20 protein-coding genes and 1 tRNA gene are annotated in these 23,620 nt (G+C 66.8%); 12 read left to right on the top strand and 9 right to left on the bottom strand.

Features of this window, described 5'->3' with window-relative positions; genetic code table 11:
* Window positions 1-41: 41 nt before the first annotated feature.
* Complete coding sequence (locus tag ACIBK5_RS39090; protein WP_399027503.1) at window positions 42-1,328, top strand: glycosyltransferase; 1,287 nt, start codon at window positions 42-44, stop codon at window positions 1,326-1,328.
* A 225-nt stretch (window positions 1,329-1,553) separates the two neighbouring features.
* Here the strand turns inward: ACIBK5_RS39090 and ACIBK5_RS39085 are convergent, their stop codons facing one another.
* Window positions 1,554-1,916, bottom strand: a complete 363-nt coding sequence (locus ACIBK5_RS39085; protein ID WP_399027501.1) for a hypothetical protein — start codon at window positions 1,914-1,916, stop codon at window positions 1,554-1,556.
* Between the two features lie 420 nt (window positions 1,917-2,336).
* Between ACIBK5_RS39085 and ACIBK5_RS39080 the strand changes: the two genes are divergently transcribed.
* The 9 genes from ACIBK5_RS39080 to ACIBK5_RS39040 all read left to right on the top strand — a co-directional run bounded on the left by ACIBK5_RS39080 (window position 2,337) and on the right by ACIBK5_RS39040 (window position 11,638).
* On the top strand, window positions 2,337-2,771 hold the full coding sequence (locus ACIBK5_RS39080; RefSeq protein WP_399027499.1) for a hypothetical protein: 435 nt from the start codon (window positions 2,337-2,339) through the stop codon (window positions 2,769-2,771).
* A gap of 189 nt (window positions 2,772-2,960) precedes the next feature.
* On the top strand, window positions 2,961-3,542 hold the full coding sequence (locus ACIBK5_RS39075; protein ID WP_399027497.1) for a dihydrofolate reductase family protein: 582 nt from the start codon (window positions 2,961-2,963) through the stop codon (window positions 3,540-3,542).
* A gap of 23 nt (window positions 3,543-3,565) precedes the next feature.
* Window positions 3,566-4,120 (top strand): dihydrofolate reductase family protein, encoded by a 555-nt coding sequence (locus ACIBK5_RS39070; RefSeq protein WP_399027496.1) that lies wholly within the window; start codon window positions 3,566-3,568, stop codon window positions 4,118-4,120.
* Between the two features lie 197 nt (window positions 4,121-4,317).
* The gene (locus ACIBK5_RS39065; protein ID WP_399027494.1) at window positions 4,318-4,605 is read left to right on the top strand and encodes a hypothetical protein; all 288 of its coding nucleotides are present in this window, start codon (window positions 4,318-4,320) and stop codon (window positions 4,603-4,605) included.
* Window positions 4,606-4,707: 102 nt separating this feature from the next.
* The gene (locus tag ACIBK5_RS39060; protein WP_399027492.1) at window positions 4,708-6,123 is read left to right on the top strand and encodes an FG-GAP-like repeat-containing protein; all 1,416 of its coding nucleotides are present in this window, start codon (window positions 4,708-4,710) and stop codon (window positions 6,121-6,123) included.
* Between the two features lie 35 nt (window positions 6,124-6,158).
* On the top strand, window positions 6,159-7,577 hold the full coding sequence (locus ACIBK5_RS39055) for a hypothetical protein (protein ID WP_399027490.1): 1,419 nt from the start codon (window positions 6,159-6,161) through the stop codon (window positions 7,575-7,577).
* A 66-nt stretch (window positions 7,578-7,643) separates the two neighbouring features.
* Window positions 7,644-9,089 carry an FG-GAP-like repeat-containing protein gene (locus ACIBK5_RS39050; RefSeq protein WP_399027488.1) on the top strand — a complete coding sequence of 482 codons (1,446 nt, stop codon included), beginning with the start codon at window positions 7,644-7,646 and terminating at the stop codon, window positions 9,087-9,089.
* A 22-nt stretch (window positions 9,090-9,111) separates the two neighbouring features.
* Complete coding sequence (locus ACIBK5_RS39045) at window positions 9,112-10,542, top strand: FG-GAP-like repeat-containing protein (RefSeq protein WP_399027486.1); 1,431 nt, start codon at window positions 9,112-9,114, stop codon at window positions 10,540-10,542.
* A gap of 82 nt (window positions 10,543-10,624) precedes the next feature.
* Window positions 10,625-11,638 (top strand): YIP1 family protein, encoded by a 1,014-nt coding sequence (locus ACIBK5_RS39040; protein WP_399027484.1) that lies wholly within the window; start codon window positions 10,625-10,627, stop codon window positions 11,636-11,638.
* A 63-nt stretch (window positions 11,639-11,701) separates the two neighbouring features.
* Here the strand turns inward: ACIBK5_RS39040 and ACIBK5_RS39035 are convergent, their stop codons facing one another.
* Window positions 11,702-12,205 (bottom strand): phosphoribosyltransferase, encoded by a 504-nt coding sequence (locus ACIBK5_RS39035; protein ID WP_399027483.1) that lies wholly within the window; start codon window positions 12,203-12,205, stop codon window positions 11,702-11,704.
* Window positions 12,202-12,777 carry a dCTP deaminase gene (gene dcd / locus ACIBK5_RS39030; protein WP_391101992.1) on the bottom strand — a complete coding sequence of 192 codons (576 nt, stop codon included), beginning with the start codon at window positions 12,775-12,777 and terminating at the stop codon, window positions 12,202-12,204. Before dcd ends, ACIBK5_RS39035 begins: the two co-directional genes overlap by 4 nt.
* 568 nt (window positions 12,778-13,345) lie before the next feature.
* Between dcd and ACIBK5_RS39025 the strand changes: the two genes are divergently transcribed.
* Window positions 13,346-13,419: transfer RNA gene (locus tag ACIBK5_RS39025), tRNA-Gly, on the top strand.
* A gap of 268 nt (window positions 13,420-13,687) precedes the next feature.
* Here the strand turns inward: ACIBK5_RS39025 and ACIBK5_RS39020 are convergent.
* Window positions 13,688-14,152 carry an ATP-binding protein gene (locus ACIBK5_RS39020; RefSeq protein WP_399027480.1) on the bottom strand — a complete coding sequence of 155 codons (465 nt, stop codon included), beginning with the start codon at window positions 14,150-14,152 and terminating at the stop codon, window positions 13,688-13,690.
* Window positions 14,153-14,439: 287 nt separating this feature from the next.
* Window positions 14,440-15,180, bottom strand: a complete 741-nt coding sequence (locus ACIBK5_RS39015) for a GntR family transcriptional regulator (protein WP_399027478.1) — start codon at window positions 15,178-15,180, stop codon at window positions 14,440-14,442.
* Window positions 15,181-15,323: 143 nt separating this feature from the next.
* Here ACIBK5_RS39015 and ACIBK5_RS39010 point away from each other — a divergent pair, with 143 nt between their 5' ends.
* A complete protein-coding gene (locus ACIBK5_RS39010) occupies window positions 15,324-16,421 on the top strand; it encodes a DUF1152 domain-containing protein (RefSeq protein WP_399027476.1) in 1,098 nt (365 codons plus the stop codon).
* A gap of 355 nt (window positions 16,422-16,776) precedes the next feature.
* On the opposite strand, the gene ACIBK5_RS39005 is transcribed toward ACIBK5_RS39010, so the two are convergent.
* The 4 genes from ACIBK5_RS39005 to ACIBK5_RS38990 form a co-directional block, all read right to left on the bottom strand.
* The gene (locus ACIBK5_RS39005) at window positions 16,777-19,149 is read right to left on the bottom strand and encodes an ATP-binding protein (RefSeq protein WP_399027474.1); all 2,373 of its coding nucleotides are present in this window, start codon (window positions 19,147-19,149) and stop codon (window positions 16,777-16,779) included.
* A gap of 1,017 nt (window positions 19,150-20,166) precedes the next feature.
* Window positions 20,167-20,481, bottom strand: a complete 315-nt coding sequence (locus ACIBK5_RS39000; RefSeq protein ID WP_399027472.1) for a hypothetical protein — start codon at window positions 20,479-20,481, stop codon at window positions 20,167-20,169.
* A 523-nt stretch (window positions 20,482-21,004) separates the two neighbouring features.
* Entirely contained in the window at window positions 21,005-21,949 is a 945-nt protein-coding gene (locus ACIBK5_RS38995) for a restriction endonuclease (RefSeq protein ID WP_399027470.1), read from the bottom strand.
* A 203-nt stretch (window positions 21,950-22,152) separates the two neighbouring features.
* Complete coding sequence (locus tag ACIBK5_RS38990; RefSeq protein WP_399027468.1) at window positions 22,153-22,698, bottom strand: hypothetical protein; 546 nt, start codon at window positions 22,696-22,698, stop codon at window positions 22,153-22,155.
* Window positions 22,699-23,620: the final 922 nt, after the last annotated feature.

Here is a 23,620-nt window from a genome sequence, read left to right as displayed (position 1 = left end):
GCACCTCGCACATCCGCGCGTCACGGGGCAGATTCACCGCGGTGACCGCCGTGGTGGTGGCGGCTCTGGCCGCTGCCACCGTGGTGGTGCACCTCCAGTCGAAGAGCCCGGTCCTGACGTTCTACTGGTGGCTGGGCATGCTGGTCATCGTGCTCTGCCTGGTCTCGTTCCTGAAGGGCCGGTCCTTCACCCACCTCCCGGTGGCACCGGGCCGGACGGTGGCGATCATCCCGGCCTTCGAGGAGCCCACGGAGAACCTGCACCGCACGGTGCGGTCCCTGCTGGCGCAGACCCACCCCGTCGACGAGATCCACGTCATCGACGACGGCTCGCGGCAGCACCCGGTGGAACCCTTCGACCACCCCCGGGTGTTCTGGCACCGGCAGGAGAACAAGGGCAAGCGCGGGGCCCAGGTCACCGTGCTCCGGCACCTTCAGGAGCAGGGCAGGCACTTCGAGTACGTGCTCACCATCGACTCGGACGGCGAGCCCTTCCCGGACGCGCTCGAACAGCAGCTGCGGGCCATGAGCAACCCGCGGATCCAGGCCACCACCGGCATGATCTACGTCCGCAACTTCGAGGAGACCTGGGTCTCCCGGGCCGCGGACATCGACATCGGCACCTCGTGCGTGATGATGCGCTCCTCGCGCTCCATGCTCGGAGCCCTGGAGACGACCTCGGGCGCCCTGGCTCTCTACCGGGCCGAGCTGCTCTACGACCACCTGGACGCCTACGAGGTGGAGTGCGGCACCGGCGACGACCGCTGGCTGGCGCTGCGGGCACTCATGCGCGGTGAGGTCGTGGCCGTCAACGAGGCCGGGGTGGTCACCGACATGCCGACGACGTTGCGGAAGACCTACCGTCAGCGTCTGCGCTGGGCCCGTTCGTGGTGGTGGATGCTGCCGTTCGTGTTCGCGCGGCTGTCGCCGAAGCAGCTCATATCGCCGACCTTCGGGCTGCTCCAGCTCGTCATCACCCCGGTGATGCTGGCCTGGACCGTGGTGATGACGCTGCTGACCCTGGGCGGCCGGTATCACAACCCGGGCGTGGCCCTGGTGTATCTCGCCGTGTACCTGGTGGTCCGGTACGGCCAGTCCGGGCTGTACGTCCTCATGCGGCCGGACATGACCGCGGGTCAGCGGTGGCGCTCCTGGCTCGTCGGCACCCCGACGGCGGTGTTCATGAACATCGTGCTGCTGTGCCCGACGCGCTACTGGGCCCTGTTCAAGCTCCGCGACAACGCGTGGCAGTCGCGGGGGCTGACGGCGAAGACGTCCCTGCCGAAGGGGCGGCATCGCGCGCCTTCGGAGAAGCTGCTGAACGTGTGAGTGCGCGTCTCTCACGGGTCTCACGGGCCCGGGCGATTCTCCGCCGTACTGTTCGACGCCCCCTGTCCCGAGTCATCGAGCAGGGGGCGTCGGCGTTTTACGACTGCTGCCGTGCGGAGTGGCACGGGCATCCGCAGCGGCGCTGGAGCAGGACGCCGAAGGCGAAGGCCAGGGGGACGTCGCGGGTCTGGCGGCAGTCGGCATGCAGGTCCTGGTCTCGTTGCTTTACGGCTCTTCGAGGCGCATGGCTTCACCAAGCTCGGTCACGGCGCTCCAGTAGTGATCGAGAGCCACATAGAACACCGAGGTATCCGAGACACCCTCAGCGATGTCGCCCAGCGCCATGTAGACCATCCTCGACGCGGCAAAGACGCGATCACAATTCGCCCTGGCCGCGCTGCTCCGGGCATCCACGGCGGCGACCTGACAGCTGTGCCGGAAGGGTCCGAAAACCTCACGTAGGCGTGCTCGGTGCTCTTCGAGGCGTGCCCGGCGCTCCTCATGATCTTCAGTGCTCAGGATGTGCGGAGTCTGACGGTACTCGACACCCATGAGGTGAGCCTGCTCGAGGAAGGCGAGGTACGACACGCGCCGGGCTTCTCGCCGACGTGTCTCGTCTTGTGCTGCCGCTGATACCTCGGCCTGGATTCGTGCGGCCCGCGTATGTCCCCGACTCGTGACCCAGCTCGCGACTACTGCCGTGGCGCCGGTGATCCCTGCAATCCATAGTCCGCTGTCCCCCACGTAAGTGAGTGTGAGGGTCGGCGGTCCGCCGGAACAGCCCTCATGCGGAAGGAGGGAGGGACGGGATCGACGCCAGGTCTCTGGCCAAGGCCTGATTCCGGTGCTGCGGGTCCTGGCCCCTCGGGACAAGCTCGGCCCGCGCCACGTTGTCGATTTCCGATCCCACGGCCCGGCAACCAGCCCGGGACCCAACCGACGCCCACATCGGTGAAGTTGCGCCGTTGCCCGGGCAAGCACGTCACCGAGCCCCTACCGTCTCCCTTCGTGACGACGACAACGCGGGGCGTCGATCAGGGCGCGCTCACCGCGACCACCTTCACCACCGTCTTCGTGCTGGTCATGGACCCCGGTGAGTACGACCTGCTGAACGGGGTCGTCGGCCTCGTCTGTGGGCTCATCCTGCTGGCCTACTACCGGCCGCTGTCCGCACAGACGCCGTTCGACGCGAAGACCAGTGCCTGGGCTTTCGGCGCCGTCGCCGGCCTCCAGGTGGCGAGCGGCGTCTCGTGGCTGATCCAGCTCGCCGTCAACGCGGCAGTCGACGGAGGGCTCCTCGATCTGGGCGAGGGGTGCCGGGACAGAAGCCAGTGCCTGGGCGACAAGGCCGACCTGCCCGTCGTGATCGCCTGGGCCGCGGCCGCCGTGTGGCTGGGTTACCAGCACCACCGGCGCTTCCCTCACGTCCCGCCTTCCGCGTGAGCCGTCGTCCCGATACTTCGCCGGGAGGGCCCGCGGCCCTCTCGCACGCGCCGCCGGGCCGAGGAAGGAGCACCTCGGCGCCGTAGCCACGCGTGGCGGAAGCACCGTGCCCCGCGATGAGTTTCCGGCGCCCTCCCGGTCTACGCATACGGAAGGGCCGCCCCGGCCCCCGGACGCGTGGGAGATGCGATGAGCAGCGTGATCATGCACAACGTCGTGTCCGTGGACGGCTTCATCGCCGACGCGGACGACCAGGTCGGGCCGCTCTTCGACTGGTACGGCAACGGCGACACCCCGCTGAACGAATACGCCAGGGTCTCCAAGGTCTCGGCCGACTATCTGAAGCCGACGCTGGCGCGGATCGGGACGCTGGTGGTCGGGCGGCACGTGTTCGACATGACCAACGGGTGGGAGGGGACGCCGCCGGCGGGCGAGCACCTGGTGGTCGTGTCGCATCGGCCCCGGCCCCAGGGCTGGCACCCGGACGCGCCGTTCCACTTCGTCGACGGGGTGGAGGAGGCGGTCGCCAAGGCGAAGGAGCTGACCGGGGAGGACCGTGACGTCGGTGTGGCGGCGGGTGACGTCGGCGGGCAGGCGTTCGCCCTCGGGCTGGTCGACGAGGTGGCGATGGACGTCGTACCGGTCGTCTTCGGCTCGGGCAAGCGCTACTTCGGGTCGGTCGACGCCCAGCATCTGCTGGAGGACCCGCACACGGTGATCCAGGGCGACCGGGTGCTGCACCTGCGCTACCGGGTCCGTAAGCAGCCGTGACCGTCCAGGGGAGGCCGGCCGACATGGAACCGCAGACCGCCGCGGGCAAGGTGCTCTGGCACTTCACGATGTCCCTCGACGGATTCGTCGCGGGCCCGGACCACACGATGGACTGGATGACGGGCGTGACCTTCCGCCCCGGCCTCGTCCAGGAGTACGCGGAGACGACCGGCGCAGTGCTCGGCGGCCGGGCCGGGTGGGACGCGTACCCCGATCCCACCGGGATCTACGGCGGCGCCTGGCAGGGCCCCGTGTTCGTGCTCACGCACCACCCGGAGGACGCCAAGCCGACGCCCGACGTGACGTTCCTGAGCTGCGATGTCGCCGAGGCGCTGCGCATCGCCCTGGAGGCCGCCGGTGGCAAGAACGTGGAGGTCTTCTCGCCGAGCATCGGCCGCCAACTCCTCGAGCGCGGGCTGCTCGACGAGATCGACCTGCACATCGCGCCCGTGCTGCTCGGCGACGGGATCCGGCTGTTCGACAACCCCGGGGGCGCGCCCGTGCCGCTGGAGCTGCTCGTCGGGGAGGACCGCAAGGCCGCGGTGGACGTGCGGTACCGGCCGGTGCGGGCCGGATGACACGGCGCCTCCGCCTCGGAAGTCCAACCCTCAAGAATTAACCGAACTCACGTACAACCCTTACGTCCCCACACAGGTCTCCTGATCGCCGACCACCCGTGAACGCCCGTACAACTCCCGGCGAACACGGACGGTCCCGGCACTTCATCGACGGTGGATGCCCGCCAGGCATCCCGCGTGCCGCAGGAGACTCCCGCATGGACCAGGACCAGGACCAGCACCGGCGACGACGCCCGCAGAGGCGTCCGCAGCCGCGCCTCGCCCTCGCGACGGCCCTCGCCACCCCGGCAGCCGCGCCGACGGGCGGGGTGCTCAGGCCCGCGACCGCCGGCACGGCCACGCCCACGGCTACGGCCACGCCCACGGCCACCGCCACCGCCACGGCCACGGCCACGGCCACGACCGGCAGGGTGACGCCCCCTTCCCGGACGATCGCGACGCCTCACGCCCCCGTCCACCCCGTCCACCCCGTCCACCCCGCCTGACCTCCCGCGCGCCCCGCGCCCCCGCCCTCCTCCACACCAGGAACGGCCCTGCTCTCAGCCCGGCCCCACCCCACTCCACCCCTCCCCACCCGGAGCCCCGCCTTGCGCACCCGCACTCTCCTCCTGGCCGCCGGCCTCACCACAGGCCTCCTCACCACCGCCCTGCCCGTCGGCACAGCCGCCGCCGCTCCCTCCGGCCTCGCCGGTGACTTCAACGGCGACGGATACCGGGACGTGGCCATCGGCGCCATGAGTGCCGACGTCGGCTCGGTGCAGAACGCCGGTGCCGTCGTCGTGCTGTACGGCTCGTCGTCCGGCGTCTCGGCGGGGAAGAAGACCGTGATCACGCAGAACTCCGCGGGCGTCCCGGGCGCCGCCGAGTACGGCGACCGCTTCGGCAACAGCCTCGCCGCCGCCGACCTGGACAAGGACGGCTACTCCGACCTGGTCGTCGGCGCCCAGTACGAGGCCATCGGCGACCGGGACGGCGTCGGCTCGGCCACCGTCATCTGGGGCGGCAAGAACGGCCTGTCCGGCGGCAAGGGCCTGCCCCAGCCGTCCACCCTCTCGGAAGGCGGCGGCTTCTCCTCCGGCGTCGCGACCGGCGACTTCGACGGTGACGGCGCGACGGACGTGACGATCACCGGCCAGAGCCACACCCGCCTCTACAAGGGCCCCTTCAGCCGTACGACCGGCCCCGCCAGCCACACCGGCCTCAGCGAGTTCGGGTCGACGTACGAGGTGTTCGCGGGTGACATGAGCGGCGACGGCGCGGCCGAGCGCGTGTACCCGTTCCTCGTCACCGGCGACGAGGGCGGCGAGATCAGCTACCACCGCTGGACCGGCACCAAGTACGCCCGCACCTACCTGCCGCAGGCCGACGGCGAGGGGGGCACCATCGCCGACGTCAACGGCGACGGCTACGGCGACCTCGTCCTCGGTGATTACCAGGACCCGCGTGCGGAGAAGCCGGGCGGCCACAAGGGCGGCCAGATCACCGTCTGGTACGGCGGCCCCACCGGCCCCGACCCGGCGCAGAAGCCGACCGTGATCCACCAGGACACCACGGGCGTGCCCGGCGCCGGTGAGCACGGCGATCTCTTCGGTTCGGCGATCAGCGCGGGGGACGTCAACGGCGACGGCTACGCCGACATCGCGGTCGGCGCCTGGGCCGAGGACATCGGCACGGTCGAGGACGCCGGCTCGGTGACCCTCCTGTTCGGCTCGGCCTCCGGCCTGAGCGGCAAGGGCGCCAAGTCCTGGTCCCAGGACACCGCCGGCGTCCCCGGCAGCAACGAGAAGATGGACGCCTTCGGCATGACGGTGCGTCTGGTCGACCTCGACAGGAACGGCAAGGCCGACCTGGTCAGCGGCGCCGGCTACGAGAACGGCTACGGCGCGGTCACCGTCCTGCGCGGCTCCGGCTCCGGCCTGACCACCACCGGGTCCACGTTCCTCTCGGCCCGCGACGCGACCCTCAAGGGCGAGGCCAACTTCGCCTGGGCCATCGCCCAGTGACATCCCGCCAGCTTCCGCATCCGGCAAGGAAACCCATGCGTCTGCGCAGCGCCGCTCTCCTCCTGGCGGCCCTCACCCCCCTCGCCGCCGCCCTCACGGCACCCACCGCCCACGCCGCCACCGCCGCCGCCCCGTACGACTTCAACGGCGACGGCCGCAAGGACCTGGCGATCGGCGCCCCGGGCGCCACGGTCGCCGGGAAGGCGAAGGCGGGCGCCGTGTCCGTCGTCTACGGCAGCACGAGCGGGCCGAAGACCTCCACGCGCACGCTCCTCACCCAGGACACCGCCGGGATGCCGGGTGCCGCCGAGGCGGACGACGCCTTCGGCTCCGCCCTCGCCTCGGCGGACCTCGACACCGACGGCTACGCCGACCTGCTGATCGGCACGCCGGGCGAGGACGGCTACGACACCAACGACGGCACCGTCACCATCGTCTGGGGCTCCAAGTCCGGCCTGTCCGGCGCCCGTTCGCTGATCAACTTCTTCAGCCGCGACGCCGACCGCTACGGCCAGACCCTCGCCGCGGGCGACTTCGACGCCGACGGCGTCCTGGACGTGGCGGCCGGCTCCACCGGCCCGGTCACCCTCTCCCTCGTCTCCGGGCCGATCACCAAGTCCGTCGCGCACGACGGCGGTCTGGGCTCACGCCACGACGCCTGGTCCACCTCGTACGGCATCACCCACGTGTCCGCGGGCAACGTCACCGGCAACGGCCACCCCCAGGCGATCCTGCACAGCCGCGCGAAGGGCACCGACGACGCCGCCACCGCCCTGGCCGACATGGAGATCGGCAACTACAACGACTGGCTGCAGGAACTGCCCGCCGGCTACGTCTCCGCCGTGGCGGACATCGACAAGGACGGCCACGCCGACATCGCCGTCGGCAACGACCGCGAGGTCTCCGCCGACCCGGCCGGCGCCCTCGGCGGCAAGGTCACGGTCGTCTACGGCGGACCGGACGGCCGGGACAAGGGCCGCGCCCCGCTCGTCCTCACCCAGGACACCGCCGGTGTGCCCGGCGCCTCGGAGAAGGGCGACCGCTTCGGCAGCGGCGTCTCGCTCGGCGACATCAACGGCGACGGGTACGCCGACCTGGCGATCGGCACCGCGGGCGAGAACTCCGCCGCCGGTGCCGTCACCGTGCTGTACGGCTCGGCGTCCGGCCTGACCACCAAGGGCGCGACGTCGTACACCCAGAACACCGCGGGCGTGCCCGGCGGCTCCGAGAAGGGCGACCGTTTCGGCGAGCGCGTCACGCTCACCGACCACACCGGCGACCGCCGCGCCGACCTGTCCGTCTCCGCGCCGGGCGAGAACGGCGACGGCGCGGTCTGGTCCCTGCGCGGCACCACGACCGGCCTCACGGCCACCGGCTCGACGAGCTTCGGCCCGGGCACGACGGGCGTCTCGACGGCCGGCGCACCGGCGTACGGCACGGCCCTCAACCCCTGACCATCGGCTCCTGACCCTCAACTCCTGACCATCGGCTCCTGACCACCGACTACGGGGACTCGACACATGCGTAGACGCACCCTCCTCCTGGCCACGGCCCTGACCACCGGCCTGCTCACCGCCCTGCCCGCGACGGCGGCCACCGCCGCCCCCGCCACCGGCCCGACCGCCGACTTCAACGGCGACGGCTACGGCGACATCGCCCTCGCTGCCCCGTACGCCAAGGTCGACGGCAAGGGCATGGCCGGCTACGTCGCCGTCGTCTACGGCGGCGCGGGCGGCCTCGACCCGGCGAAGCGCACCGTCGTCAGCCAGAACACCGCGGGCGTGCCCGGCGAGGCGGAGGCCGAGGACACCTTCGGCGACGCCCTCGCCATGGCCGACCTCAACGGCGACGGCTACACCGACCTCGCGGTCGGCTCCACCGGCGAGGACGTCGGCACCGATGCCGACGGCGGCTCCGTCACCGTCCTGTGGGGCTCGGCGAGCGGCCTGAAGAACGGCACCACCGTGAAGGACCCGGCGGTCTCCGCGCACGACAACTGGGGCAAGCTGCTGACCGCCGGCGACTTCGACGGCGACGGCAAGGCGGACCTGGCCGCGGGCGCCTACGCCGACACGTACGTCATCCGCGGCGGCTTCACCACCACCGGCGCCACCGGCCCCGTCCAGCGGATCGCCACGCCCGAGACGGCGTACAGCGTCGACGCCATGGAGGCGGGTGACACCAACAAGGACGGCAGGTCCGACCTGGTCCTCACCTACCGCGTCCAGCTCGACGAGGGCGAGGTGAACAGCTGGTCCAAGGGCGTCGCCTACCTCGGCACCGCCACCGGCCTGGACACCTCGGTCCCCCGCCCGCTGAACGGCGGCACCTCCCTCGCCCTGGGCGACATCGACGGCGACGGCTACGACGAGATCGCCATCGGCAACGTCTTCTCCAAGGAGGACGACCACAGCGGCTCCCTCGGCGGCGAGGTCGTCGTCATCCGCGGCTCGGAGGGCGGCCCGGTCAACGGCGACGCGCCCATGGCCGAGCTCACCCAGGACTCCGAGGGCGTCCCCGGCGCCGACGAGGAGCGCGACAACTTCGGCGGCTCCGTCTCCATCGGCGACACCAACGGCGACGGCCACGGCGACCTCGCCATCGGCGTCACCTTCGAGGACATCGGCACCACCGAGGACGCCGGCGCCACGATCCTCATGAACGGCTCGGCCTCGGGCGTCTCGCGCACCGGCGCCCGCACCATCACCCAGAACACCGCCGGCGTGCCCGGCACCGCCGAGGCCACGGACTACTTCGGCTCCGAGACCCTGCTGGCCGACGTCACCAAGGACGGCCACGCCGAGTTCACGATCACCGCCGGCTTCGAGGACGAGGGCATCGGCGCCATCACGGCCCTGCGCGGCTCCGCCACCGGCCCCGTCACCGACGGCGCCCGCACCTTCGGCCCCGGCAGCCTCGGCCAGACCCGCTCGTACGGCGCGTTCGGCGCCAACCTCATCGGCTGACCGGCCAGGGAGACAGCACAGTATGCGCAGATCCACCACGGCCGCCTTGGTCGCCACCCTGCTGGCGACCGGGGTCACCCCCGTGTTCCTCACCGCCCCCGCCTCGGCCGCGCCCGCCAAGTACGCCGACGACTTCAACGGCGACGGCTACCGCGACCTCGCCGCCGCCGCGCCCTACACCCCGGTCGGCGGCAAGACCGACGCGGGCGCCGTCGTCATCACCTACGGCTCCGCGAACGGCATCAGCGCCGCCCGCCGCACCGTCCTCACCCAGGACACGGCCGGCATCCCCGGCACCGCCGAGCAGGGCGACCGCTTCGGCAAGGCCCTCGCCTCCGGCGACCTGAACGCCGACGGATACGCCGACCTGGTGATCGGCAGCGTCGGCGAGGACGTCGACTCCGACGTCGACGGCGGCTCCGTCACCGTCGTCTGGGGCGGCAAGAGCGGCCTGTCCGGCGGCAAGGGCGTCTCCGACCCGGCCGTATCGGCCCACGACGAGTACGGCATGTCCCTCGCGGTCGGCGACTTCTCCGGCGACGGCCGCCCGGACCTCGCCGTCGGCAGCAACGGCAGCGACGTCTGGGTCCACCGGAACTTCACCAAGACCTCGGGCTCGACCGCCCGCGACGAACTCGCCACCGGCCTCCGCGGCGGCGCGGGCCTGGCCGGTGCCCAGAGCCTCGCGGCCGGCGACATCAACGGCGACGGCACCGACGACCTGGTCGCCACCGGCAGCGAGGCGTCGACGTACGAGGACGGCGCGATGGTCTTCCTCGGCTCCGCCTCCGGCCTCACCCACCAGGCGTTCCTCAAGAGCGGCGGCTGGGAGCTGGCCACTGTCGGCGACCTCGACGGCGACGGCTACGACGACGTCGTCACGGCGGACTTCGGCGGCGACACCAAGAGCCTCGGCGGCTCGGTCAGCGTCTACTCCGGCAGCGCCGACGGCGCCCGCACCAGCCCCCGCACGACGATCGACCAGGACACCCCCGGCGTCCCCGGCGCGGACGAGGAGGGCGACTGGTTCGGCAACGACCTCTCCGTCGGGGACGTCAACGGCGACGGCTACGGCGACCTGGCGATCGGCACGATCCACGAGGACGTCGGCACCGCGGACATCGCCGGCAGCGTCACGGTCCTGCGCGGCTCGGCCACCGGGCTGACCACCACCGGCGCCCAGTCCTTCACCCAGAACACGGAGGGCGTCCCCGGCACCGCCGAGTCCGCCGACCGCTTCGGCGCGTCCGTACGCCTGTCCGACCTCACCGGCGACGGCAAGGCGGACCTGTCCGTCGGCTCCGACGGCGAGAACCACCCCTCCGGCTCCCTCTACAGCCTGCGCGGCTCGGCCTCGGGCGTGATCACGAAGAACGCGATCAGCTTCGGCCCCGGCTCGCTCGGCATGTCGACGACGGACTACCTGAGGCTGGGCCAGGACATGCTGAGCTGACCCCACGGGCGGAGCCTCGGCGCGGCCCGTACGGCCGAACCCTGACAACCCATCGGCTCCCAAAGGGCCTTACCCCTAAGGGATGTCACAGCTCGGCCGCAAAGCCGGGCCCGGAAGCCCGGGCCCGGCCCGCCACCGCCCGGGACCAGGTACGTTCGAAGACGTGGCTGGATTCAGGATCGGACGCGGCCGGAACAACGGCGCTCCTCAGACGCGACCGCAAGACCCTCAGTACGGGCAGCAGACGCCGCCGGGACCGTCGTACGGCTACCCGCAGGCGCCGCAGCCGTACGGCAACGGCGGCGGCCCCACCTGGCCGCAGGCGAACGCCGGACCCGGCGGCCCCGGCGGCGGCTACGGCGGCGGCCAGGGCGGCCACGGCGAGCCGGAGTACTTCGGCGACGGCGCGTACCCGCCCGGCCCCCAGGGCCCGCCGGACCCGTACGCCGCGAACAACCCGGGCCACACCCAGGCCTTCTCGGTCGGCGAGGACCCCTACAACCAGGGCGACACCTACCGCGCCGGCAGTGCGGCCCCGCCGCCCGGCCCGGTCGGCCCGCGCCTGCACTGGAAGGCCCTGCTCCGGGGGATCGTCCTCTCCCCCAACCAGACCTTCCTCCAGATGCGCGACTACTCGATGTGGGGCCCGGCCCTCATCGTCACGCTCCTCTACGGCCTGCTCGCAGTCTTCGGCTTCGACGGCGCCCGCAAGGACGCGATAAACGCCACACTGTCGAACGCGGTCCCGATCGTCCTGACGACGGCCGTCGCGATGGCGCTCAGCGCGTTCATCCTGGGCGTGGTCACCCACACCCTGGCCCGCCAGCTCGGCGGTGACGGCGCCTGGCAGCCCACGGTCGGCCTGTCCATGCTGATCATGTCCCTCACGGACGCGCCCCGCCTGGTCTTCGCGATGTTCGCCGGCGGCGACGCGACGTTCGTGCAGCTCCTGGGCTGGGCCACCTGGATCGCGGGCGGCGCGCTCCTGACCCTCATGGTCAGCCGCTCCCACGACCTGCCCTGGCCGAAGGCGCTCGGCGCGTCGGCGATCCAGCTGATCGCCCTGCTGTCGATCGTGAAGCTGGGCACGGTCTGAGGACGGACGGGAACGGAAAAGGGGCTCCTGGGAGGAGCCCCTTCTTCATTGCCACGGTCGGACTCAGGCGTCGAGCACCTGCCCGGCCCGCCGCACCACAGGCGGTTCAACACTCCACGGGAAGTTGATCCACTCATCGGTCCGCTTCCACACGTACTCGCACTTCACCAGCGACTGCGACTTCTCGTAGATCACGGCGCTGCGCACCTCGGCCACGGTGTCGAGGCAGAAGTCGCGGACCAGCTTGAGCGTCTTGCCGGTGTCGGCGACGTCGTCGGTGATCAGCACCTTCTTCTCGGAGAAGTCGATCACGTTGGGGACGGGCGCGAGCATGACGGGCATCTCGAGGGTCGTCCCCACGCCCGTGTAGAACTCGACGTTCACCAGGTGGATGTTCTTGCAGTCCAGGGCATAGGCGAGCCCGCCGGCCACGAAGACACCGCCGCGGGCGATGCTGAGCACGACGTCGGGCTCGTACCCGTCGTCGGCGATGACCTGTGCGAGCTCGCGCACGGCGACGCCGAACTGCTCGTAGGTGAGGTTCTCCCTCACCTCCGACCCGCTCATACCTGGGTCCGATGGAAGTTGAGGAAGGACCGGGAGGCGGTCGGCCCACGCTGCCCCTGGTACCGCGACCCGTACCGCTCGCTTCCGTACGGGAAGTCGGCGGGCGAGCTGAGCTTGAACATGCACAGCTGCCCGATCTTCATCCCCGGCCAGAGCTTGATGGGCAGGGTGGCGAGGTTGGAGAGCTCAAGGGTCACATGCCCGCTGAACCCCGGGTCGATGAAGCCGGCCGTGGAATGCGTGACGAGCCCCAGCCGCCCCAGCGAGCTCTTGCCCTCCAGCCGGGAGGCGAGATCGTCGGGCAGCGTGATGACCTCGTACGTACTGGCGAGGACGAACTCCCCCGGGTGCAGGATGAACGGCTCGTCCCCCTCCGGCTCCACGAGCCGGGTCAGATCACTCTGCTCGACGGAGGGGTCGATGTGGGGGTACCGGTGGTTCTCGAACACCCGGAAGTAGCGGTCCAGCCGCACATCGATGCTCGAGGGCTGCACCATCGCGTCGTCAAACGGATCGATACGCACTCGTCCGGCGTCGATCTCGGCCCGGATGTCCTTGTCTGAGAGAAGCACGCCCCGAGGATACGCAAGGCGCGCGGAGCCACCACAACCGGACGACTCCACGCGCCTTATGCCCTTTGGCTATGTCTTTGTCCGCTGCTCGCGCTACTCGCGCTGCTCGCGCTGCTCACTCACGCTCGCTGCCGCCGGCTACCGCTTCTGGTAGCTGACGGGCACGACGCTCCGGAGCCGCGTACACCGCGGGCACCGGAGCAGCCGGCCGGGGCCGAGTCGCTCGGCCTGCTGCATCGGGAACGAAGCGGTGGTGAACACGTGCCCATCGGCACAACGGACGACGGTGCGCTCCATCAAGTCCAAGAGTCCCTTCCCCAAGAGCCGCGTCTGGCTGGTGCTTGCCTGACGACAAAAGCCACAGTACGGGATGAAAGGAACGGCCTTCGAGGCGGCGCTCCGGTCCCGCCCGGACCCTCGCCCACGCCCCCACCGTACGCCCCAACTCCGGTGACCCGCAGCCGCATCCCGCCCCTGAAACGCCCTCAGGCCCCGGCGCATCAACACCCGGGGCCTGACATGAGGTAAAGTGGCGCACGTTCGCACACCGACTCCGTCGGCGTCTTACGCGGGTGTAGTTTAATGGTAGAACATCAGCTTCCCAAGCTGAGAGCGCGAGTTCGATTCTCGTCACCCGCTCCATACGAAACCCCCAGGTCAGAGACCCGGGGGTTGTTTGTTGTCTAGACCGGTGAACCGGTCGCGCACCATAACCGCACCATTAGCCCTCGACGGCCTCCTCACCGTGGTGCGCGGGGTCGCCCTTGTTGCACTTCGCACGCTCGGCACGCACGAGGGCGTCGAGCCCAGCGCCACGTCCCGCTGCCGCTCCTCGTCGCACACGCCATGTGCGCCGCCTGTCGGGATTGGCCAAGTCAACTGGTCAACCAGACTGGCGATAACCGGAGCGTCAGAACAGGAGCGGAGTGAAGCCCTCGCTGGACGGCCACGCGCCGGCCACGTCGCAGGAGACCATCGTCCCACCGAAGCGGCTTGGCCCGGAGTGCCACGACTCGGCGATGGAGTCGACCAGGAGCAGGCCGCGACCGTGGGCGTCGTTGGCGTCTGGCCGCCGCATCTGAACGTTCGCAGGGAAGCCCGGGTTGTGCACCTCGATCCGAAGCGACGTAGCAACGCGAAACCACTCAACGCGCACCACCCAGGACTCATCCGCCCGCCCATAGAGAATCGCGTTGGTCACCAGCTCCGAGATCATCAACGCGCAGTCGTCGATCGAGCAGGCCGGGTTGTACGGGGCGAGGAACTTCCGGAACCAGTACCGAGCCCGAGGTGCGGACTCCGCGACGGGGTGCAAAGTCATGGCACCAAGGCGCGGCCACTCCTCAGAAGGAAAGCGGTCGATCGTGTAGGCCATCCGCGCTCACTCCTTGCCGCTGCCGTCACAGTCGAGGCAGCGCCGTTTCGATGTGACACGGTGGCGGTCGTTGGCCGTGGAGAGCGCCAGAGCCGTACGGGAGCCAACGCGCTTCCAACCGCGCCCACGACAACCCCGGCAAGCTAACCGCACGCCCTCGTCCGACCGCTGACTCGTCACCCGTGCCCCCTTCCGATCCAAGTGGCCTTAGCCACTTCCTGGATAGTGGCATTAGCCACTTCAGATCCGCAACCCGTTCGCCGCAACTGGCGGGCCTCACCGAACCATCAGGTGAGCGGGTAGCCCTGCTCGAACGCCCAGCGATGCGGCGGGTAAGTGGCTTCGGCGAACTCCAACGGCCGGTCCTGGAGGTCGAAGACGACGTGGTGGACGATCAGTACGGCCGCGCCGGGCTCGAGTTGCAGATCCACGGATTCCTCCTCCGTGGCATCCCGCGCGCACATGCGATCTTCCGCGTAACTGCCCTGCCGCCCCGTCATGTTCTCGACGTACATGAGCGTTCCCTCTTGGATGCGATCCGGCTCAAGCAGCTTGGGCGCACGGTGGCCGACATCCGGAGCGAACCACGAGGTGGACAGCGTGATCGGCCCATCCTGGTTGTTGGTCACACGCCGCCGATGCACAGCCCGACGGTCCTTGACCAGGCCCAACCCCTCAGCAACATGAGCCGGCGCCTCCATCCAACCGGTCGAGGTGATCACCGCGTACTCACCGGGCGTGTAGATCTTGCCGGTCTGCCGGGCCCGCCCATACAACTCACGCGCCCGCCGATTGACCTCCAGGCTCCGCACGTACGTGCCCGACCCCTGACGCTTCTCGACGAGCCCTTGATGGCTCAGCGCCTCCAACGACCGTGCAGCCGTGGGCCGGGACACCTTCCAGTCCGCCGCCAACTGCCGCTCGGACGGGACCTCGTCCCCCGGCCGCAGGTCACCCCGAAGAATCTGATCACGGATGTAGTGCGCGATCTGGAGATACTTCGGCTGAGCCTCCTCGATCTGTGGCATCAGTCCTCCTCACCCAACGTGGGCTCCAGGTGAGTAGCCGGGAACCCTGCTACCGGCCTGAGGCCGAATCTCGACACAAGTGGCTATGGCCTCTAGCCACTATAGGGTGAGTGGTCAACCCCGTACCCCGTAGGCTGAACCGCATGACGCGGTTGATCGTCGCAGCAGGAGGAGGGGGCGACGCAGTCGCCGCCGCAATGCTTCACGCCGCCCTTTACGGCGACGAGGACCAGGCGGTGATCCTCACGTACGCGTGGGACCGCCTCCTGATCGACCCAGTGCCAGGCCCCCGAGGACCGGACAACTTCACTGGCCTCCAGCCACTCACCCCAGCAGTTCGGGCAGTGCCGGCCGAGGCCCGCCCCATCGCTCCGGCAGGTTCGACCCTCCCTCGACTCGCGGCAGAGCTCCCGCACACGATCGCGCTGATCGACCCGCGCCACGGAGTCGAGGGCGTCACGCACCAACTCGAAACCATGGTTGACCACTTGTCACCCGAGTCGATCGACCTCCTGGACGTAGGCGGAGACATCCTCGCCCGCGGCGATGAGCCGACGCTGAAGAGCCCACTTGCCGATGCCGTCATGCTCGCCGCGTGCTGCCAAGTGAACGCACCGATCCGCCTCCTGGTGGCCGGACCAGGCCTAGACGGCGAACTGCCTCTCGACGAGCTGCGCAGCATGCTTGGCCCGCTTGTCCACACCTTCACCGCGAAGGACGTCGAGCCGATCAGCTCGGTCCTGGAGTGGCACCCGTCTGAGGCGACCGGGATACTCGCGGCGACAGCCCGCGGCATACGCGGCACATGCGAGATGCGGGATGCCGGACTCCCCGTCCTCCTCACCGACGACGGTCCAACCGTCCACGAGGTCGACCTGGACGAAGCACTGACCCGCAACCAGTTGGCTCGCGCCATCCTGACGACCGCCACCCTGGACGAGGCAGAGGCACACAGCCGCGAGGTCTGCGGCTACTCGGAGATCGACTACGAGCGCAACAAGGCCGCATGGCTCAAGGACCAGCCGCCAGTGCAGCTCGACCCTGAGGCCGTACTGTCCCAGCTCGACGATTTCGAAGCCGAGGCCCGAAACCGCGGAGTCACCCACACGACGTTCCGCCGCATCACCGAGGCCCTGAACCTCAACGGCTCCCTACGCGAGGACCTGCGCCAACTGCTCATCAACAGCCGCCCGGAGCAGTACGACGCGCCCCTGTGGCGCATCACATCCACTCCTGAGTAACAACCTTCTTCACGGGTTCAAGGCGGCTCGCTCCGCTCACCGCACGCGGCCCGGCCCCCGGCCGGGCCTGCGCTCCTGTCTCCGCCCCGCTCCAGCCCGGCCGGCGCCCGTGCCACGCACAGCAATCAGCCACCTGATGCCAGAGAAGGGGTACGTCGTGGCTGGGGCGGTCGGCTCCACGGCTTTAGGCAGCCACTTTGGCGCGAGCCTCGAAGATCATGGCCCCAACGTCGTGCTTTACCAGGCAGGTCCACAGACTGCCCGACGCGCCGGAAGCTTACGGGGCCATGATCACTCGCGCCAAAGCAGCTCCAGCCCAAAGCCGCTACGCCGACCTGCGTATTCGGCTAACCCTTTAGCTGATATCAGGCACCGCGAACGACAACATGGCAATTAGATCCCTGGCGATAGCGAGATCATTTTCAGATTCACATCTATCAAATACCGCGCACGCCTTTTCCAGATTCTCAATCGCTTTCACAGGAAGCTTATTGATGGCGTAAAGCCTTCCGAGATTGGCATAGGCGTATCCAGTATCAATCAACCTGTCGAAACCAGATAGGCTACTCAACGACTCGTGAAAGTCAGCGGAGGCTCGATCAAACTCTTCAAGGTCTGCATAAATAAGACCACGTTGATTGAGTGCCCGGCCCTTACCGAGGACATCACCAAAGGATTCGAAAATGTCCAACGCCTCATTGATCGAATCTAGAGACCCATTCAAATCACCGCTGGCTCGCAGAGCGTTGGACAAATTGATCATGGTATGTCCAGCGACACCGATTAGGTTCAGCGTTCTCAGCAGTCCAGAAGCCCGCCTTTGGGCTACTACAGCCTCCTCATATCGCCCTAGTTGCAGGAGTGTGCTGCCCATATGCGAGAGAGTGCGAGCCTCGCTCTCAACTATGTCAGCCTCCTTAAAAAGACGGATTGCTTCTTGGTGTAGCTCAACGGCCTCCTCCGGGCGACCCAACTCACGAAGCGCGCTAGCAGAATTATCCGAAGCTCTGGCGAAACCTAGGCGGTCCTGCAATTCGCTAAATAGTGATGCCGCTTCTGAATGCGCCTCCAAAGCGCCCTGAAAATCCCTTCCCCGAAAAAGCGCGTTACCCGTGTTGTTGAGGTACCGGGCAAGTATATCCTTGTCTCCAATCTTGCGGGCTACACCTACAGCCTCGCGATGGAATGAAACAGAATCAGAAATTTGATGGAGTTCTCGACACACCATTCCTAGGCTATCCAGGGCGTTGGCCTCAAATTCTACATCCCCGGCTCCTCTGAGGATGTTGAGCGACGCCTCCATGACCTCTTTCCAGTCATTGAACATCCGTCGCATATCCAGGTACCTTGCGAGCCTATGGGGAATCTCGGCAGCGTAGCCTAAAAGACCGGGTTGATCGACGCTTACATGCACGGTGGCAATTAGGTTTTGGCATTCCGCGTCAAACCACTCAAGAGCGGCTTCGCGGGATGCGAATAGATTTTCTTCTCCTCCCTCGCTCCCCAGCATTTCGGCGGCCGCTCGCGAATATTCCGTATAGAAATCAAATAGTCGTAAAACGGCATCCTCTTGCCCTGGAAGTTCTGCCACCTTTTCGAGGGCGTACAGCCTGACAAGGTCATGCAGTCGCCAGCGTCCCCAAATGGTTCCATGCTCAAGAAGATGGGCCCGACTAAGGCTCAAAAGGAGCTCTTCGGCATCTCTATCTGATACGTCTACCAAACGGGCTGCTGCCGCTGTCGAGATATCCACACCCGGGCTGAAAGAGATGAACCCGATAACCTGCCTCTCTCGTTCGGCGAGAAGCCCATACGACAAGTCGAATGCGGCTCGCACAGCCTTTTCTTCTCTCCGCAATGCGTCTAGTCGACTGTGGGCGTTCCTCAGCGAGTCCACGAGTGAGGCAGTAGGGCGAATCGGAGAGTCGGCAAGGATAGCGGCGCATATCTGAAGAGCTAGTGGCAAATAGCCACAGAGTCGGGACAGCTCATACGAGTTATCGATATCCTGATCGATTCGCGCATCTGCCTCGCCCCTCGCGACTCTCAGGGCATTTCGGAGCAACTCGACCGAGGAATCAGGATCGAGTACTTGCAGTTCCTGGATGCGACCGCCGATGCTCAGGGTGTGTCGAGATGTAACAATAGCGACATTCGCACTGTCAGAAGGCAGTAGAGCTTCCACCTGATCGACGGATGAGGCATTGTCGACCAGAACCAGAATACGGGATTCCTGTTCAGCGTAGGCTGCCAAAATTGATCGATAGAGTCTAATTCTGCTCTGAAGATCTTCCGGGATGTTCTCTTCTGGCACACCTATAGCCTGAAGAAGACTTACCAGGGCACGTTCCGGAGTAAGGCAACGCTGATCGTCATACCCGAATAGGTCTACGAATAGCACACCACCAGGAAACCAGCCTCTACGCAGAACCTCGTACGCAACCTGGCTAATGAGCTCTGTCTTCCCAACACCACCCAGTCCCGCTACCAGATGGACGTCGCTTCTGACATCTCGGTCGCTGGCGGAATCCATCCCACGCAACAGCGCATCAAAATGCTCTTCCCTGCCGGTGAATACAGAAGACCTAGTAGGCAAACCAGCAAGTGCAGGTTTTAGCTCTTTAGGCAATTGCAGGGTGATGTCTCTACCTTGAATTACCGTATGGAGAAATAGCCCGTCTCGGATTTCGTTAGATACTCCGCCATGCCGCGAATCCCCTATATTCATCTCTAGGCTCTTCGTTGATATCTAGTGGTTTTGGCTTGGTCCATTGAAGTTGATTCCAGAGAAATCGCGCCCCTGCAAGACGGGACCACTCTGGGTTCCGCCGCTAATGGTGTTGTGTGTTTCTCCGTCTCCTGTGCGCAATGCTTGCGCTTGTTGATGCCACTGTGTCAGACCAGCTCGGAATACCTCGTCGTGCTCAGCACGTCGTGCCAGAGCCTCACTGAAGACTCGTGCCCGATCCAAGTCAGCTGGCGACTCGGTCAAGAGTGCAAGCTCAGATTCTCCAGGTTCTGAGGAGCGGGTCTCGAGTTCAGTCGTCTCATCTCCGGCCCCTCTTCGCACCAGTCTCGTCAAGCTTCCCCACAGTTCCTTTCCTGCTTCTCCTGCCGCCCCGGTCGCGATTGCTACGAGGAGCGCCGCTGAGATCGGATCCATGTCCGTGCCTCCTTGCGTCACGTCTGAAATGTGATGATCCCAGAAGATCCGGATTGCTGGAGGGAAATCTCAGAACTTGGCCACGTGAAGCGCGCCGACTAGGTGGTGGCGGTCAGTCGGGAGGCTTCGCAGGAGAAGGATGAGGGGACTCAGCAACGGGTTGATGTCGAACAGCGGTCGGTGACGTCCGAGAGCCGAGCCACCCGATCACCATCAACGCCCACGGTCACGTGGACGACGCAGAGGGCTTCGATCACCCTTCTCACCTTGGGAAGAGTCGCTGGTGGCTATCGGGCTCGTGGCCGTCGCTGTCTTCGGCGTGGGCATCTTCGCGGCTCTCGTGGAAGCCTTCAGCGGATGACACTCGCTGCGGTACAGCAGCGAGGTACAGCAACCGGCAGCGCCCCACGCCGCCCCTCATAGCCTTCCCGGCAGCCTGTATGGCCCTCAATGACCGATCTCTGTAGAGCTACGGATCAGAAAGTCACAGCAAGTGGACCGTCCGGCTCCCGCCGGACGTTCTCTCGGCCTGAGTCGCTCCCCTTCCTCTGCAGTACGAGGCGGACGCGGCTGTCTCGGCTGCTACCGGCCCGGCTTCCAGTCCGCATCGAGGATGGCAGCATGCACGGCGGCAACGATCATCGTGATGGCAAGGACGCCACCCACCCAGTTCTTCGGGTTTCCGAGAACCGACCCCAGAACAGCGGACCCGTAGATGATCACCGCGTACACAGCTGGCACGGCCATGCTGACGACACGCTTCTTGGCAGCGATGAAAAACAGGGGCGGGGCGAGAAGGCCGGCCGACGCCACGACCACAACCACCCAGATCACCTTGTGCAGTGTGTTCGCGTACATGCGAGCTTGGATGGGCGCGTTGATGTGCGGGCTGCTCATGGTTCCCCCCTTGGCTTAACCGGGCACCCAGTGTGACCTACAGCACCCACAGCATGTGGCCTTTCGAAGGATGCGCTGAACGGGCTTCAGCGTTCGCCTAGTTCGGTCCCGTCTCAGTTTCCGTCTCATTCAGCGCCGTTCACTGTCGTTCAACGGGGACGGAAACCGGTAGCCGCTCCTACAACCGGTCGTCTATGAACGCAGGTGATCGGCCCCAGACTCGGCCCACCACCCAACCAACACAGTTGGAAAGCGTGCGCCTCGGTGCCTGAGTACGGGATGCTTGGGTATGGCCCCTGAACCCAGCGCTGCTCCGCCGACTACCACACATGTGAGTGCGGTAACCGATGGAACCACCAGAATCTTCACGTGGGAGGAAGGCGCACGCATCGAGGTCCGCCGCCACTGAGCCACCCCTGCTCAATCTCTGGCCAGTTGAAGACTTCATCGTCAGCGTTCATTGCTCCACTTCTACAGAGAGCTGATGTTGGCGCAATCGCCTATCTCCACCTCTCCTACTGGGTTATTCCATCCTAGAGAAGATTTCGGAGACGGGCAGATAGCAGTGACCAGTCTGGCTGGCGTGCTTCCTCTTGTGAGTCATCAGGTCGTCCAGGCGGATGCGTTGGTCCAGCACAGCCATGAAGTCGCCGCCGTCCATCGTGATGAACGGCGTGCTAAGGCTGTAGACCGCCAGGGCATCGGAGGTGAAGCCGCTCATGCTGACATACAAGCCGAGGGTGTTCTTGCCCTTGCGCTCGATGTTGGTTTTAAAGACGTCCAGCTCCCGCCGGCCGATGCGCTCCTTCCACCACTTTGCCTCAAGAACGTAGTAGTCAGTGTCGAAGGAGAACGCGCCATCTATCTGCTCGTACTTCATGATGTAGGCCGCCCGCGGCTCCAAGTCGTACAGGGCGAACAGCTCGTTGATGAAGCCCTCGAAGTCCGTCCCCCGCTGGTGCTTGTCGGTTGCCGCGAGCATCACGATGAACCGTTGCTTCAGATCGTCATGAGTTTGGGCGAAGACCCGGCCGTCCTGGTCCTTCTTCGCACTCTCGGCTATGGCCGCCGCGTGCTCCTCGTGTTCCTTGATGATGTCCTGCTGCTTGCCAGTCCAGCGCCGCAGTTCCGCGACGGCCGCCGTGGCCTTGGCCACCATGACGTCACCATCGACCTGTCGTTCGAGGTTCGGAAACCGATCCATGGCGGCGATGTCGAGCATGAGCGCCACGGTCACGTCCAGGTACCGGGTCTCATTGGCCCGCAGCAGCTTGACCAACTGGCCGGAGACTTCGCGCTTGGTGGCCTGGAAGTTGAGCTGCGGCAGGAGCTCGCTGTGGTCCTTCAGCATCCCGCGGACGTACAGCTCAAAGGGATCTTTATTCCAGTAGATCAACCAGAGTGCGTCGGCCAGTGCGTTGTACGCGCTGGGGTTGATCGTCTTCTTGCGGGCATCAGGCTGCTGCACCTGCCCCCTCCTCCACACGCACTGTCACCGACCTATCACGGTACCGCGCGATCAGTCGATGACCAGCCTGTACGACAAGGCTTGATCCAAGGGATCGTGATGACCCGTCATCCAGGGGGCGCGCAGGCGGGCCAATGACACAAGCGGATGGCGAGTGACAGAGGCGGCTTGTCCTGGCTGTCATCGAGACGGACTGACGAGCCTCAGGCCCGGAACTGGGCCGCCACGTCGTCGAGCATGTCCAGGTAGTCGCCCGCACCAACAGTGCCCCCAGCCGCCTTGGAGCCGTGCAGCGCCGATGTCAGGACAATGCCGCGCAACTCTGCTGGCTGCCTCGGTTCCGCGTTCTGAAAGTGCCAACGATTGCCGTGCGCACAGGCATTGCGGAAGTGCCGCACGAACTGAAGCAACGGGCTTGTCCCGTCACTCAGCCCCGCGCGCTGGATGGCATCGCCCAGGCGGGCTGCACCATGCATCGTCGCGAAGTTCAGCAGGTCCTCACCGAGTCCAGCACCCGCAGTTGAGCTGGCTTTAGCGAAGATGTCTGTCAGCCGGTCCGCAGAGTGCGGCGTACCGTCATTGCGGTAGATGACCAGTGGTGAAGCAGCGGTTTGCTCGTACAGGTCGCGGTAGATGGCCATGAGCGGCTGACGGGGGTCAGCTAGCGGAAGTATGGCCAGGCTGAGACCGCAGAACCCAATCTTGAGTTCGTCAGCCAGCTGCGCGATGCGTTCCGCCTCGATGCCCATGGCCCGGCATGTTAGGGCTCTCCTGCTCCCCTGCCCAGTGACCGCTTGATCTCCAGCTCCTCGGCTTGCCGGTCAAAAGCCGACGCCCAACAGGTGCCGGCCGCAATCGCCCTCGCCAAAAGTGTGACGGCCTGCCTCGCAATCCCGACACCCAGGAGCGGGCTGCATTGAGTCGCGCATTCCCGCAACATCGACGCACATGTCGTCGGAACGACTCTGTCCGTCGACCCTCGTGTCACGTCATGGCTGAATGAGCAGCGGCGCAACCCAGCTGATAGCTCCCGTGGGCCCCTCGTTTGCTTGTGGACTATCTGCGGACTCAGCTCGCCAGATCTGCCACGACCGAGGCCCTGACGTGCTGCGTTATCTTGGCCTCAAGGAGCCTCCGGAGCCTTGTGATCAGGTTCGAATGCGCGTCTCATCCAGTCAGACGGTCAGCCACAGTCGCTGACTGAGCCCAGCGGTGACAGAATTGAACTGTGTCGTCGGACTGTTTCTCTCATACTGAGAGGTGATGACACCGTGGAAGCCCTGTTCGCCTTCGGGCTCTGCCTCTACGTGGCAACTGTCATGGGCCTCGCCGCATGGTGGGTTAACCCGTGGATCCTGCTATGGCTGGTCCTCCCACTGGTGCCCTTCCTCCTTCTCGTCGCCGTAATCGCATGGGTCTTCGGCGCCACTGCTACTGCGGCCCTCAAGCAGGAGACAGGCTGGGGGGCTGACGGTTCCAGGGCCTACCCCTATTGGGTTCGGATTCGGAGGGGGTGAATCACCGTAGGTGCCCCCGGCCTGGAAGCTCGGGGGTATCGCAGTCTCCCTTCGGGCAGGGGTCATCTCGCAGATGATGAGGCTCTGCGGACCGCGGACGGCCAGCTCGGCGGGCGCCAGCCGCCTGTCCCGAGCACAGGCAGCCTATGCAGGT

The organism is Streptomyces sp. NPDC050546 (assembly GCF_044457425.1).
Lineage (GTDB): Bacteria > Actinomycetota > Actinomycetes > Streptomycetales > Streptomycetaceae > Streptomyces.
This window is presented reverse-complemented; position numbering and strand designations above follow the sequence as displayed.

What these genes read in the sequence shown, in the direction of transcription:
- ACIBK5_RS39075 (WP_399027497.1), top strand. Translation starts at nt 2,961, where the DNA reads ATGAGCAGCGTGATCATGCACAACGTCGTGTCCGTGGACGGCTTCATC.
- ACIBK5_RS39070 (WP_399027496.1), top strand. Translation starts at nt 3,566, where the DNA reads ATGGAACCGCAGACCGCCGCGGGCAAGGTGCTCTGGCACTTCACGATG.
- ACIBK5_RS39065 (WP_399027494.1), top strand. Translation starts at nt 4,318, where the DNA reads ATGGACCAGGACCAGGACCAGCACCGGCGACGACGCCCGCAGAGGCGT.
- ACIBK5_RS39055 (WP_399027490.1), top strand. Translation starts at nt 6,159, where the DNA reads ATGCGTCTGCGCAGCGCCGCTCTCCTCCTGGCGGCCCTCACCCCCCTC.
- ACIBK5_RS39050 (WP_399027488.1), top strand. Translation starts at nt 7,644, where the DNA reads ATGCGTAGACGCACCCTCCTCCTGGCCACGGCCCTGACCACCGGCCTG.
- ACIBK5_RS39045 (WP_399027486.1), top strand. Translation starts at nt 9,112, where the DNA reads ATGCGCAGATCCACCACGGCCGCCTTGGTCGCCACCCTGCTGGCGACC.
- ACIBK5_RS39040 (WP_399027484.1), top strand. Translation starts at nt 10,625, where the DNA reads ATGTCACAGCTCGGCCGCAAAGCCGGGCCCGGAAGCCCGGGCCCGGCC.
- ACIBK5_RS39035 (WP_399027483.1), bottom strand. Translation starts at nt 12,205, where the DNA reads ATGAGCGGGTCGGAGGTGAGGGAGAACCTCACCTACGAGCAGTTCGGC.
- ACIBK5_RS39020 (WP_399027480.1), bottom strand. Translation starts at nt 14,152, where the DNA reads ATGGCCTACACGATCGACCGCTTTCCTTCTGAGGAGTGGCCGCGCCTT.
- ACIBK5_RS39015 (WP_399027478.1), bottom strand. Translation starts at nt 15,180, where the DNA reads ATGCCACAGATCGAGGAGGCTCAGCCGAAGTATCTCCAGATCGCGCAC.
- ACIBK5_RS39010 (WP_399027476.1), top strand. Translation starts at nt 15,324, where the DNA reads ATGACGCGGTTGATCGTCGCAGCAGGAGGAGGGGGCGACGCAGTCGCC.
- ACIBK5_RS39005 (WP_399027474.1), bottom strand. Translation starts at nt 19,149, where the DNA reads ATGAATATAGGGGATTCGCGGCATGGCGGAGTATCTAACGAAATCCGA.
- ACIBK5_RS39000 (WP_399027472.1), bottom strand. Translation starts at nt 20,481, where the DNA reads ATGAGCAGCCCGCACATCAACGCGCCCATCCAAGCTCGCATGTACGCG.
- ACIBK5_RS38990 (WP_399027468.1), bottom strand. Translation starts at nt 22,698, where the DNA reads ATGGGCATCGAGGCGGAACGCATCGCGCAGCTGGCTGACGAACTCAAG.